Genomic DNA, 12953 nt, shown 5'->3' with positions numbered 1-12953 from the left:
GGCGCTCACCACGTCCCGTCTGCAGCGTCGCAGTGCGACTTCCCCCCGCATCCGCACACATGCCAGTTAGGTAACTGTTGAGTACCATCACGCACCCGGGAGATTCCCTCACCCGGCGTCAGAAGCTGATCTACGTTGTCATTCTCGGCACGCTGACAGCCCTGGGCCCCTTCACCATCGATCTGTACCTGCCGGCATTCCCGGCGCTGCAGGACGACCTCGGAGTCACCGAGGCAGCGGTACAGCTGACCCTGACCGGAACCATCGTAGGCTTCGCGGTGGGACAGCTCATCGTGGGCCCGCTGAGCGACAAGGTCGGTCGGCGCCTTCCGCTCATTGCCGCCACCAGCCTCCATGTTCTTGCTTCCCTCGGTGCTGCCCTGTCCACCGATATCGGGATGCTCATGGTCTTCCGGGTACTGCAGGGAATGGGCGCTGCCGGCGGCGGCGTGGTGGCAATGGCAATGATCCGCGACCTGTTCAGCGGCTACCCGCTGGTGCGCATGCTTTCCTACATGGCGCTGGTCAACGGCATGGCACCGATCTTCGCGCCCGTGATCGGATCCCAGCTCCTGGTGGTCATGCCCTGGCCCGGAATCTTCTGGTTCCTGGCAGCCTACGGATTCCTGGTGATCCTCGCCGTCTCGTCATTCATCATCGAGACGCTGCCGGCCGACCGCCGGAAGGCGTCGTCCTCGACGGCCGTGCAGCGCTACCGGGCCGTCTTGAGCGACAGGGTCTTCATCGGCATCCTGCTGGTCGGCGGCATGAACTTCGCCGGACTGTTCTCATACCTTTCAGCGTCACCATTCCTGTTCCAGGATGTGTACGGCCTTGACCCGCAGCAGTACGGCCTGCTTTTCGCCGTGAACTCGCTCGGCATCGTGGCGGCCGTTCAGACCAGTGCCCGTGTGGTCCGGCGGGTGGGGCCGCAGTGGATCATCGCCTGCTCTACCGTGGTCATGCTTGGGATGGCCCTGCTCATAATCCTCTTCGACTTCCTGGACTTCGGCTTCTGGGGAACCGCCGTTCCGCTCTGGTTCTACATCGCAGCCGCGGGGTTCACCTTCCCGTGCGTCCAGGTGCTGGCGTTGGCCAACCACGGCGCCCAGGCCGGCACTGCGGCTTCACTCCTTGGAGCGACAACCTTCGGACTTGCAGGCATCATCTCGCCGATCGTGGGCGTACTCGGCATCGCATCCGCCACGCCTATGGCTGCGGTGATGGCTGCCTGCATCGCGCTCGGGATCGTATTCCTCTGGGCGATCGTGCGGCCGCGGACCGTTCCCTCCATCCACTGACCAGCCGGCACGATCAGGACAGCGCAACCAGCCAGCACAACCAGGACAAGGCACAACCAGGAAAGGAAACCGGGCCCCCGGGCTCTCACCCCTGTTGGTGTGTCCTCTCCGCCGTGCGGGTGATGTTTCGCGCCATTGAGTCGAAGACGACGCCGTGGAACGGCAGCACGCTGAGCCAGTACAGCCTGCCGGCGAGTCCGCGGGGAAAGAAAATGGCGCGCTGGCGGTATTCGCTGGCACCGCCGTCGGGCACTACCGAGAGCTCCAGCCACGCCCTCCCGGGAAGCTTCATCTCTGCCCGCAGGCGGAGTTTTTCGCCGCGCACCAGTTCCTCCACCCGCCAGAAGTCCAGGGCTTCCCCTGCCATCAGCTCGGAGGAGTGCCGGCGCCCACGGCGCAGGCCTACTCCGCCCGCGATCTTGTCGAGCCAGCCACGGGCTGCCCAGGCGACAGGCCAGGAGTACCATCCGTTCTCCCCGCCGATACCCTCGATCACCTTCCAGACTGCCGGAGCAGGAGCACTTGAGCGGAAGGTGCGCTCATCCTTGAAAACCGTGTGTCCGGCCCACTGCGGATCGGACGGAAGAGGGTCGGCTACAGCGTCCTGCTGGGAAGCACCCGCCCAGCTCGTTTCCACTTCGCCGGCGCTCATTTTGTTGAGGGCGAGGTCGACGGCGCTGCGATAGTCGGTGAGCCCGCCTTCCGGCTGTGGCAGGTAGTGATGGATATCCGCCTCGGCCGTGACGGCGTCGTGCTGGAGGGATTCGATCAGCGGCATCGCCATGGCCCGCGGAATGGGTGTGACCAGGTTCACCCAGTGTCCAGCCAGACGAGGGGTCAGGACAGGCAGCGCCAGTACCGTCCGGCGTGGCAGGCCGGCGGCCTCCGCGTAGCGCTTCATCATGTCGGCATAGGTCAGGACGTCACCGGAGCCGAGGTCGAAGGTTCGATTGAGTCCTTCCGGAAGGTCCAGGGCGCCGAGCAGGTAGTGAATAACATCACGCACGGCGATCGGTTCGATGCGGTTCAGGACCCACTTGGGCGCGGGCATGACGGGTAGCACGTCCGATAGATGCCGGATCATTTCGAACGAGGCTGAGCCTGACCCGATGACGACGCCGGCCTGGAACGCGACGGTGGGCACGCCGGACGCCAGCAACGCCTCGCCCACAGCGACCCGGGAGCGCATGTGTGTGGACAGCTTCACATCCTGCGGATGCAAACCCCCAAGGTAGATGATGCGCCGTATCCCGGCCTGTGCCGCGGCCTCGGCGACGGTAGCCACAATCTCAGCCTCACGTCGCTCGAAACCGCGACCTGAGCCCATGGAGTGCACCAGGTAGTAGAGGCTGGTGACTCCCTCGCAGGCACGCCGCATGGTTTCGGGGTCCTGAAGATCACCTTCAATCACCTCGACTTTCCCGGCCCAGGGCACGTCCAGCAGCTTCTGCGGCGTGCGAACCACCACCCGAACCTTCCGGCCCTCGGCAACGAGGCGGGAGACCAGACGTCCGCCGATATATCCGGTGGAGCCGGTGACGAGAATGAGATCGGAGTCAGTCATTCGCCAACCCTACGTCGCGGATCTGGGCGTTGGCCCGGACCGCGGAAACCCTGCACGAGAAGAAAGGCTCCTGACCGGCGAAACCGCAGGTCAGGAGCCTATTTGCTCCCCCGACTGGACTTGAACCAGTAACCCTTCGATTATCTGATGGGCCTTATCAATGGTTTTCGGTGGGTTGCATAACCCGCTGAAATCCGCGCTGAGCCGCCTTCAACCATGATTCTACCCGTTCATACCTTTTCATCGTTTTGCATCCATTCCGGTGGGTTTCCGGTGGGTGCGCTGACCTGAAGCGTGTCTCATTGGCACAGGGGGTAGACATGGTTCAAAGTGCTGATCAATTCCGAGCACAGTTTGATTACGGTGAAGGTCAGACGGAGGGCAACGTAGACAAGCGTTCCGGCGAATAGGTTGATGCGGTCATGATCGCGAACGAGACGATCCGTGCAAGCACTTATTCATGCGTAAGGCGAGACGGGCTCCTACATCCGATGACAAGTACTTGTTCACAACGATGATGGTCGTCAGCATCTGGGCGACGAGGAACGTCGACTCGAAGGCCGATTTGAAGCGTTTGGCTGCTGAACATGGTCGAGGCTTTCGAGGTGATCGAACAGGTCCTGCTGGAAGGAGTCTCCGATTTCCAGCAGGATCCGGTGCAGCCTGTCCCGGTAACTGGCCAGGCTGCAGCCGTGCTGAACTGCCGCCTCCCGGAAGTCGAGCATTGCCCCTGGAGAGGAACAATGAGCAGGACAGCGTCTTGTCCGCGATCTGCTCGGCGAGGTCGTCGATGCCATAGGGATCAAGCTAGTCCGTGATCGCCCTGAAAATCGCGCCGGTGACACGCTCCATGGCTATGGCCCGCCGGCCGGTAGCCGGCGCTGTGAGGACTCCGTCGAGGTAGTCGTACTCGCTGAGGAGGGTTGTGATTGCGGTGTCGAGGGGTCATGTCGCTCCAAAGGGGAAGGAATCTGCTTCGTACACCTCTATGTGTGCGGCTACTTCAAAAAACCGCGACGGGTCTGGATCATCCGGCCTGATGTCCGATCATCGACGTCACGACCGCCATCGGTTCAACCCATGGACACACCAGTGACTTCTGGCTATGCTTCTAGCGGGCAGGCTGGTCTGCCCCTCTCCGAGTCCGAGTCCCCACGCGACAACGACAATGAGGACAACGGTTACCGATCCAGTGATTCACCCCTGTCAGTCAGAGATCTCTCTCATGTCGCAAGGGCTCGTACGCGTGGGTTACAACGCCCAGAACAGAGATAGAGATGACGTCCGACAACCACACCCACAGCCGCGGCCTGCAGCAGGATGCTCGCGCCTGGGCTCACTTCACGGGATGCAACTACACCGCCGCGATGCGGCAGATGCAAGACCCTCTCGCCCAGGGCCTCCTCGGCGACCGAATCAGCGCGCGACACCTGATCGCCACCCTCGATGATCACGCCATGGTCGGCCAGGTAGGCGACGATTTCGTCCTCGGCGAAAATGGTTTCAACGCTGATACGCAGTGGCGCTTCAACCACAAAGACGACTACGTCCAGCTGGCTCTCATCACTGAGATGCTTCGCATGTTCACTCCCCTGCCGGGCACAGAGTCCCCCGAGATCGGCAGCTATTCGCTGAAGCACACCGCGGAAGCCTTCCTGAAGGGAACCCCAGCCCACTACGTGACCAACGGCCGGCTGATCTGGGCCGCAGCGGCGTTGGGTCTTCCCATCGCCGAATATAACAGCGACGGCGGCCCGAACCTTCGAATCGGGATCCCAGAACATGAGCACGACTACGTGTACAGGATGGTGCGTGCCGGACTCGAACGGCCACAGGGACATCACTATCGCCCGCCCGGATACGAGCACCTGCGAACAGCCCTGGCGCAGTGTGCCGCAGGCGAACCGGTTGCAGACCGCTGGGTCCGGCCGGCTCCCGCGGTGGAAGATCCGGCTCCGTTCCACGACTGGCTGATCGCGCAGGCTGACCGGGATGAACCAATCGGCGATTTCGCCAGCGACTACGCTGAGGGAATTCGGACCAGTGCGCACCGCATCGCACGCACCCCCGATGAGCTGGTGCTTCTCCTCAACGAGCTCTCGCACTCCTCCGGAGCATGGGACGCAGCACGAGAGGTGATCGGTGAATGGCTGAGCAGGATGTCGCCGTCGCCCGGCATCCGCACGATCGGCACCAGCGGCCAGGTGGAGGAAGTCGGCGGCTACGGGGCCGGGCGCGGGAACATGGAGCGCCGTGAATACCGGTGCCCCTGTGGTGACGGACGGATCGTCGAAGAGCACGACAACATCCCGGGATTCCGCGAGCACGGTCACTGGATCGAATGTGACAAGTGCCGCGCTGAATGGCGCTTCCTCAGCGGCCGATCTGTGTATGACTGGGCGCTGGAGCCTGTGTTCTAAATCCCTGAGTAGAGAAGCACCAATAACAAGAGCCCCACCGAGATAAACCGGTGGGGCTCTTGTCTGTCAGCTGTTGTAGGGGTTGGCCGTTATAACCAGCCGTACAGGGGCGGCAGGCGGACGAAGGAATCGTGCGTGGGCCTCAAAGCCCACAATATAACTGACATTATGTTGTGGACTTCGACGCTGAACTGCACTTGAGCCCTGCCACCATCTGCACCTACGTCAGCCGCATGCTCATCAACTCAAGGTCCGGCAGCGTACGCAGCCCGTAATTCTTGCCTACGAGTCGCGTGCGGTCTGATGGAGCCAAGAGCAAACCGTCAGGGCTGCTGCCGTCCACTTCATCTATGCCCAGCCACGTAGGGCGGCAGCGCTTGAGCGGAGAATGTCCTCCCTCCCCATACAATTCAAGGCAAGGTGTTACCGAACGCGCACTTTGGTGCATTTGATTTTCGGAGACCTACGAGCATCTCGGGGTGACGCAAGCGGTGGCTGCGCCAGTCGTACGACCGCGAGAAGCTTCGAACCTTCCCGATTTCTCGTCCAGGGCGGCCGGCAGTTAGGAGGACGCTGGATGCCACAGTCGCGGGCACGGTATGGATGAACGTCGGCGTGCCTCGCATCTGGGGTGGTCAGGCGTAGGACTCAGAATCTACTAACCTGAGAAAACTCACCGGCGGCCTGGCGTCCATCGGAAAGAACGCTTGACCGGATCTTGGACTGAACCAGACCACATGTCAGCCTGAAAGGACACCCCAATGGCTATATCCACTCTGTCCCGAAAATTGCTTTGGGGTCGCGCGGCCAGCCATTGCGCGATGCCTTCGTGCCGTAGAACGCTGGCCCACCAGTACGACTTCAATGGCGACGCCGTTCTGGTAGGCGAAGAGGCTCACATTGTGGCTAAGAGCCCCGATGGGCCCCGCGGTGACTCCCCATTATCGCCAGCGCAGCGCGACGAGTACAGCAATCTTATACTTCTCTGTCCAACTGACCATGCACTGATAGACAAGGCCCCGGAGGACTTCTCCGTTGGTTTCCTGTTGGAAATGAAGGCACAGCACGAGGCATGGGTGCGAACAACCCTCGGGGCCGTGTCCAATTCCGCAGATGAAAAGTGGGCTGCCCTAGTCGATAGTCTGACGGCCAGGTTGAGCTTGGATACATGGCACCAGGATGTCAGCTCTGTACTCAGCGGCGGAGAAGCAAGCATGGCTGTCTCAACCGAAGAACGGCTACGTGCCTGCTTGCATTGGATTGCCACACGGCAGTGGCCGAAAGGCCATGATGACCTGCGCAGAATCATCGAGACGATCGGGCGCTTCATAAATGAGCTGCTGAGCACGTTTTCTCAACATGCCGATCCTGACCGCAGCGGCGAGCGTCTCCGCTTCGAAGCCTTCTATAAGATTCCCTTCTGGGACGAGGCGCTTTATGAATCACTCCTCAACGAATACAAAGAATGCCGCCAATATCTCGCCGATATCATCCTAGAGCTGACCCGATACGTGAACCTGTTCAGCGACATCGTCAGGGACGAGATTGATCCGGATTTCCGGGATGAACAGGGATACGCAACGCTCATCATCGAAGGCGACATACTCCGGTTCGATACCCACGTCCCCCGGTTCTCACCGGAAGAGATATCTGAAATCACTGACTCCGAGAATCCGTTTCATGCCTTTCGCGAGGTCCGCTCGGCTCGAACCCCCCGCTTCTCGTGGTGAGGGGAAAGCTTCCAATGCGCGCTGGCCTCTGGGGCACCTCACTCAGCCACGCTGAAGAAGCCCTACGGGTCCTCCGTGCCCGAGACACCGTGGTGGAATGCAACGGCATCCATCGGCCGAATATCGGCGAAGAGCACCTCCACCGTCTGCGAACGAACAACGGTGTACAGGACGAGGCCGTCAGCCACGAATGAATCCCGGTGTAATCCCCCACCTCCAGAACCCAACGCGGCAAACTTGCTGGCCACCGTCGAGGGAGCAAATCCAGGGTTCGACCATAGCGCCAAGTGCAATAGTCGAAGAGATTTGAGCTATAAGCAACAAGCGTGTGACGCGGAAACTGCGTCAATTGCCATACTGCAGTGGTTGGGGCGTGTCACTCTGCATTTCCGGCAATCGCGGTACCACCAGCGATGCTCCAACCCGAGTCTCGCACGCAACCCCACGACATAGCTGACATAATCGTGTGGATTTATGGTGTGTGGATTCATAAAGCTTTCAGGCCCGTATTGGACAAGGCGAGGGGTTCGTATGAGCGATATCCGTCTCATGGGTCAGTGGGATGAGGATGAAGGTTTTCACTACATATCCACTGAGGAATTCGGACTGCCGCAGGCATCCGTTGACGATGACGCCGAAGCCACAGCCTTGCTTCGGGAATGGCATTACGGACTACTTGAGCTTGATGCACAAGAAGATGTTCTGTTGTCGGATATCAACGCGAGTATTCAGGGGATGCTGCGACGGGATGTCTTGGAGTTCTATATAGCAGGGCCTGAGCGGACTTATGATGAGGCTCCTTCATCGTGGGGTGCCCTTGGTCCCCTTGCGGTTCAGCTTTGTGATGGCAGGATCGTCCTCGTCGATGGCAATCACCGGTGGGCTACGGCCAGGATCCGAGACGACAGATCGTTCCGCGCGCAGGTACTCCGTCAACGGCCGAGGGGAGACCGGCAGGTCACAGGAGTCGCGTAATTGTCGTCGGGTTGGGTTCGGCGTTCGGAATTCCGCTTTGTTATGGCGTTTCGCAGCGGCGATCGTAGAGTGCCCATCCTCGCTTCAAGATTTGGAATGACGCCTCGAAAGGCTGAGCGATTTCTTCCAAGGATCCTCCTGCGACGCCCGTGCTGAGCAACTGCCCCTTTACAGGTGATTGAAATACAGCTCGCTGAGCCAAAGCCCAAGTCAAAGCGTGAGCGTCTCCACTCATTTGGCGCCACAAGAGATTCACCTCGTTCTGCAAGTCAGCGTTCGTCCTGTAGGTCACCTCGGCGGCATATGGGATTACCGCATCTGAAACATTCAGAGATTCGTCCCCACCAGCCCGTCGAGCTTCTTCCATCCGACCTGTAAGCCATTCCATCTGCGCCCGGACTCGTCTCTGCTCATCACCTGTAAGGCCTGGAGATTTCAGAGTCTCTTCGTGGAACTGTCTGGAACGCTTATACGATTCAGCGATCGCAACCAGTCCGCGACCCCTGCGGATCTCAGCATCGTCCGGTCCTAAAATGTGAACGGCCTGGGACCCTGCCAGTAAGGCGCCACGCAGAGTGGTGTAATGCGCTATCGGGTAAACCTCTCTTGCTTTGATGGCTGTCCAGGCGAGGCGAAGATGCTCACCGGCCGAGACCAAGCAAATGCGTGCCGCCTCGCTGATGGGATGGGCCTCGAAGACAGCATCGTCCTGATGAAGCTCGCTACCCTCCTGCGGATACTCTTGCCTACCTGCACGGACCCTCCACCCCTCAAGTTCGGGTTCACGGGATTTAAAGTGACTGTAATACGCTGCGGTGTTGTCGCTCATCCGGTTATATATCCCCTCGTAGGTGGTTGAATCGTCCCGTGCCTTCACAGCCATCGAGATGTGTCGACCTGTTAGGTTCAATCCCTTCATGCCCGCAGTCCGCAGAGCCTCGCACCGCTTTATGGTTACCCACCACATTTGACGGCGTTACAGCGGGTTTCTAGACCGCTCATGCGCGTAGACCCTGTCTACACAGACTGAGCACGTGCCGGCTGCCTACTGAATGATGGGATGTCTCGTCCGATGATGACCAAGCCAGGAGCCCTGTTCGTTCTCCCGTGCAAACCAAGCTCAGTCTGGGCGTAGGTCACGTTGGTCATCATCCAGTCTCGCCAGTCTTGGATTTGCTTCACACCGTGCCTCGTCGCGCCGGACAAGGTCCCGTCATTGTTTACTATCGAGTGTCTTGCAGCCTCGATGTCGACCGTAACCCACTGGGGACCAATGCTGTTGACTCCCAGTACCAGGAAATCAGGAATGTACTCCGATCCGAGACGCTTCTGAGGGATGATAAACGTCTTCCAACCACCCATGACCGTGGAAGCAAGCAATGCAGGATACATCTCCAGCAGCTTCTGGAACGGTGCTTCCATTTTCTCCCCGGACTCTGAAAGCTCCTCCAACGCGCGGACTGCTTCAGGCTCTGGAGCATTCTTCTGTAGCGCGAACTCCTCAAGCGCCAGAAACCTCTCGTGGCTAATTGAGCTATAAGAAGAGGCGTTACGCAGCGCGGCATCAACGGCAGCCGCAGCTTCAGCATGCTGAGGGGACCCTACCGGCTCAACCATGACCAAATTGTTGGGCCAGGCACGTCCGGCGGGCCTGCCTCGAAAATGCACACGACCGTCTTCGCCGATGCTAGAAATAACCCGATTACTGTTCGGCTTTGCAGGGGCAGATACGACGTCACGGAAACGGTTCCCCAAGATGGATACTGAGGGCTCTCTATGATGCCGCCAAAGGCTTGTGTGCCATAGACGGGAGCGTTCGGCTCGCCAGATTGTCCATCTTCGACACGTTGGACGGCGTTCGGCTGGGCGAGCTCCTACTGCACTCCACGCCCCAGTTCCGTTATTGTCCTGTAGGGCTGCAGAAAGCTATGTGACTGCGGCGTCCACGGGCGGCGCGGGCGTCCGCGGCCGCCGCTGATCCTAGGAATGCAATCCGGTCTGCGGTCCGGGCCTCACGCACGCGAGACATCTCCTGTCTCAATTGCGCCGTCCCATCCAATCTCGGCGTCGGCCGGTTCCGGTTCCGCTGCCTCGACCGGTACCTTCGGCATGGCGCCGGGACGGATGACCGGTGTACGCGCGCTGTCGTCGAAGACCAGCCGGGTAACGTCTGGGCGGGCGTAATGGCCAGCGGGATCGACGGTGTTCTTGGCCAGGTCGATGTCCGCTAAATCAATGTCAGCGTAGACGATACCTTCCTCCGCGGGGTCCAGCGGTTCAGTGATGAGACCCGAGTGCGGTCCGTAGACGCGCGCATAGCCTCCGCCGCCGGTGTAGACCGGTGTGGGTCCTCCATCGGCCGTCGGGAATTTGCGGGCCCCGTCATCGGACATGATCTGGGAGGCGGTGATGACGAAGGTGCTTCCCTCCAGCGCGTAGGTCTGTGAGCAGGCCATGATGGACTCCGGGCTCAGGGCCGGCACGTTGCCCAGGATCCCGAGGCAGGGCCAGCCGGCGACGTGGATCTGCTCGTTCTGCGCGTACATGGCGTACTTCGTCAGCGGCTGGAGGTGCTCGAAGCAGTTCAGTGCTCCCAACCGGCCGAGGGGGGTGTCGACGACTTTGATGCCGCTGCCGTCGCTCTCCCCAAAGAGGGTGCGCTCGGCGTGCGTGGGCTTGAGCTTCCTGCGATGCAGGACGATCTCCCCGTCGGGGCCAATGATCGCCTGGGACATGTACAGCGAACCGCCGTCTTTCTCGCTGAAACCCACGATGACCGTGATGGAGTGCCGCCGAGCCGCCTCTCGGATCTTGACTATCTGAGGTCCGTCGATGGTGGGTGAATTGGCGTGGTACCGGGCGACGAACTCCATCTGCTCGTACACCGGGTAGGACCAGAGGAACACGGGGTAGCCGGGAATCCATGTCTCCGGGAACGCGACCAAGTCGGCTCCCCCGGCTGCGGCCTCGGCAATCAACTGGACGGTCTTTTCCGTCGTCCCGTCAATGTCCAGCCAAACCGGCTCGGCCTGAACGGCAGCAACCCGCACCTTCTCGCTCATCAATACTCCTCGTTATGCTTAGATGGTGCTTCCAAATTTATGACGGAGATCACTTACATACGTTGACAATTCCTGCAGGCTCATCGACTATTCCTGCAGGTTCAGGCTTCTCCTGCTGAAGTAGGTGCTCGTGCTCGTGCTGGGGAGTCGGAGGGACGCAATGACGGACGTGACCGTTACTGATGTTTCGGCTTGGCAGGATGCAGCGAGCCGGGCGTTCGTACCGCTGCTGTGCACAGCCTCCGAACCCGGTTTCGTCGCACATCTTGAGTCCGTCGCCCTGTCCGGCGGGGTATCTCTGGCACGGGTCCAGTCGGGGCCTTTGCGGGTGGAGCGTCCCGAACGTTTGGCCCGCCGGAATGATGGTGACGACATTCTCATATCGCTGCAGCTGCAGTCGACCGGGGCCGTCCAGCAGCACGGCCGAACTGCTGTTCTGGTACCTGGAACGGCAGCCCTTTACGAAACAAACCATCCATATCTGCTGGACCAGCCGCAATCAGGGCAGGACCTGATCGTCCTTCGCGTTCCACGCCGACATTTGGGATTGAAGGACCGGCTCGTCACCGACCTTTGCGGTCGGACAATCGATCAATCCGTCCCCGGCATGGCCGCTTTCACCGGGTACGCTGCTGGATTGGTGGCTGGCCGCGGCCCCATGGATGACCGTGCCCGAGAGGAGTTAGGGCACATCAGTACTGACTTACTCTCGCTCGCCCTGCGCTCTTTCGCGGGACTCCAGCAAACCTCCTGGAGCGATGATGAGACCTTATTGGAATCCGCGAAGGGGTACATCAGGCAATATCTCGCTGACCCAAACCTTTCGGTGGAACGACTGGCCAGCGCAGAGAACGTCTCCGTCCGCAAGCTCCACGAAGTCTTCGCGGCGATTGGGGAAACGCCGGCGGCGTACGTACGGCGACGCCGCATGGAACGCGCTACCGCCCTCCTCGCTGCGAGGGCACAAACCCGCCAGAGCGTGGGAACCATCGCGATCGCGTGCGGATTCCGCGACACATCCACCTTCGTCCGGGCTTTTACACGCGTCTACCAGTGCACTCCCACCCAATGGCCACTCACGGCCGCACTGGAAGCTGCCCCCCTGGCATCTGCAGACTAACCGCATCTGCAGACTAACCTCGGACGAGAAGCCGTCAAGCGACAAGAAGCGCGCAGATTTCGAAGCAACGGCAGCAGGGACCTCCGCGGGGTTCTTCGAGGAACGGATGCGGTCTCTTCGGGTTCAGGAGATTGGTCCGGCAAGGGCGTTGATATAGGAGTTCCGGATCCCTGTGCGTACCAGGAGCACCAAAGGGTAGGCGAAGAACCAAAGGCCTTTTCCGGGACCGCTGAGTGAGCGCAGGGTGAACCAAACCGAGTCGTCAGGATTTTGTTGGACTATGAACGCGGCTTCGCCGCTGACCGGGTGTCCTTTCAGGGTTCCGAATGCGAATCCCTTACGGGCAGGTTCGTCGATCGTATAGACGACACGGACGGGCATCTTCATACGAAGTGGGCCGAAGCGCTTTTGAAGCAGGACTTCCATCCCTTCCCTGGCCAATTCAGGGATAGGTTCTGCAGCATGCGGAACTGAGGGGGCTTCGGGGTGCGGCTGCGGAGGATGAATGGGTAGGACTGTATAGCCGGATTTGCGTTGGATGCCCCAGGAAAGTGTTTCCTTCCATGCGTGCTCCCACCGCCGTTGGCCGGATCCGATGTGAATCCGTTCTTCGCTTGCCCGGTAGCCACGCGGCAGGAGAGCGGCGGGTGCGTCCATCCTCTTCGTTGCACCAGGTTCGGGGTAATTGTATGGGCGGGGTTGTTTTTTACTCATTGGTGAGGCCCTGTTCGAAGGTTTAGTCCCAACCAGCCGGGTTGTGGGCGGATTCCGTCTGTTCCAC

The 12953-nt window shown here is 60.4% G+C and carries 11 protein-coding genes; 5 read left to right on the top strand and 6 right to left on the bottom strand.

Annotated features, from left to right (window positions below):
- The first annotated feature begins 77 nt into the window (after positions 1-77).
- The gene (locus RIF85_RS02355; RefSeq protein WP_309070304.1) at positions 78-1301 is read left to right on the top strand and encodes a multidrug effflux MFS transporter; all 1224 of its coding nucleotides are present in this window, start codon (positions 78-80) and stop codon (positions 1299-1301) included.
- 85 nt (positions 1302-1386) lie between these two features.
- Here the strand turns inward: RIF85_RS02355 and RIF85_RS02350 are convergent, their stop codons facing one another.
- Entirely contained in the window at positions 1387-2865 is a 1479-nt protein-coding gene (locus RIF85_RS02350; protein WP_309070303.1) for an SDR family oxidoreductase, read from the bottom strand.
- A gap of 1277 nt (positions 2866-4142) precedes the next feature.
- On the opposite strand from RIF85_RS02350, the gene RIF85_RS02345 reads away from it, so the two are divergent.
- Both RIF85_RS02345 and RIF85_RS02340 read left to right on the top strand, forming a co-directional pair.
- Positions 4143-5285, top strand: a complete 1143-nt coding sequence (locus RIF85_RS02345; RefSeq protein ID WP_309070302.1) for a hypothetical protein — start codon at positions 4143-4145, stop codon at positions 5283-5285.
- Positions 5286-6046: 761 nt separating this feature from the next.
- Entirely contained in the window at positions 6047-7015 is a 969-nt protein-coding gene (locus RIF85_RS02340; RefSeq protein ID WP_309070301.1) for a hypothetical protein, read from the top strand.
- Between the two features lie 62 nt (positions 7016-7077).
- Here the strand turns inward: RIF85_RS02340 and RIF85_RS02335 are convergent, their stop codons facing one another.
- On the bottom strand, positions 7078-7203 hold the full coding sequence (locus RIF85_RS02335) for a hypothetical protein (RefSeq protein ID WP_309070300.1): 126 nt from the start codon (positions 7201-7203) through the stop codon (positions 7078-7080).
- Positions 7204-7546: 343 nt separating this feature from the next.
- On the opposite strand from RIF85_RS02335, the gene RIF85_RS02330 reads away from it, so the two are divergent.
- Positions 7547-7990 (top strand): hypothetical protein, encoded by a 444-nt coding sequence (locus RIF85_RS02330; protein WP_309070299.1) that lies wholly within the window; start codon positions 7547-7549, stop codon positions 7988-7990.
- Positions 7991-8030: 40 nt separating this feature from the next.
- On the opposite strand, the gene RIF85_RS02325 is transcribed toward RIF85_RS02330, so the two are convergent.
- From RIF85_RS02325 to RIF85_RS02315, 3 genes are all read right to left on the bottom strand, one after another.
- Positions 8031-8819, bottom strand: a complete 789-nt coding sequence (locus RIF85_RS02325) for a hypothetical protein (protein ID WP_309070298.1) — start codon at positions 8817-8819, stop codon at positions 8031-8033.
- A 188-nt stretch (positions 8820-9007) separates the two neighbouring features.
- Positions 9008-9607, bottom strand: coding sequence for a Shedu anti-phage system protein SduA domain-containing protein (locus RIF85_RS02320; RefSeq protein WP_309070297.1), 600 nt, complete (start codon positions 9605-9607; stop codon positions 9008-9010).
- A 395-nt stretch (positions 9608-10002) separates the two neighbouring features.
- Positions 10003-11052: a carbon-nitrogen hydrolase family protein gene (locus tag RIF85_RS02315; protein WP_309070296.1), complete on the bottom strand. Its 1050-nt coding sequence runs from the start codon at positions 11050-11052 to the stop codon at positions 10003-10005.
- A 160-nt stretch (positions 11053-11212) separates the two neighbouring features.
- On the opposite strand from RIF85_RS02315, the gene RIF85_RS02310 reads away from it, so the two are divergent.
- Positions 11213-12172, top strand: coding sequence for an AraC family transcriptional regulator (locus RIF85_RS02310; RefSeq protein ID WP_309070295.1), 960 nt, complete (start codon positions 11213-11215; stop codon positions 12170-12172).
- Between the two features lie 123 nt (positions 12173-12295).
- Here the strand turns inward: RIF85_RS02310 and RIF85_RS02305 are convergent, their stop codons facing one another.
- On the bottom strand, positions 12296-12886 hold the full coding sequence (locus RIF85_RS02305) for a DUF1990 domain-containing protein (protein ID WP_309070294.1): 591 nt from the start codon (positions 12884-12886) through the stop codon (positions 12296-12298).
- Positions 12887-12953: the final 67 nt, after the last annotated feature.

It is taken from the genome of Arthrobacter sp. (assembly GCF_031179385.1).
GTDB lineage: Bacteria > Actinomycetota > Actinomycetes > Actinomycetales > Micrococcaceae > Arthrobacter_D.
The sequence above is the reverse complement of the archived record's forward strand: the minus strand, read 5'-3'. Positions and strand labels throughout refer to the sequence as shown.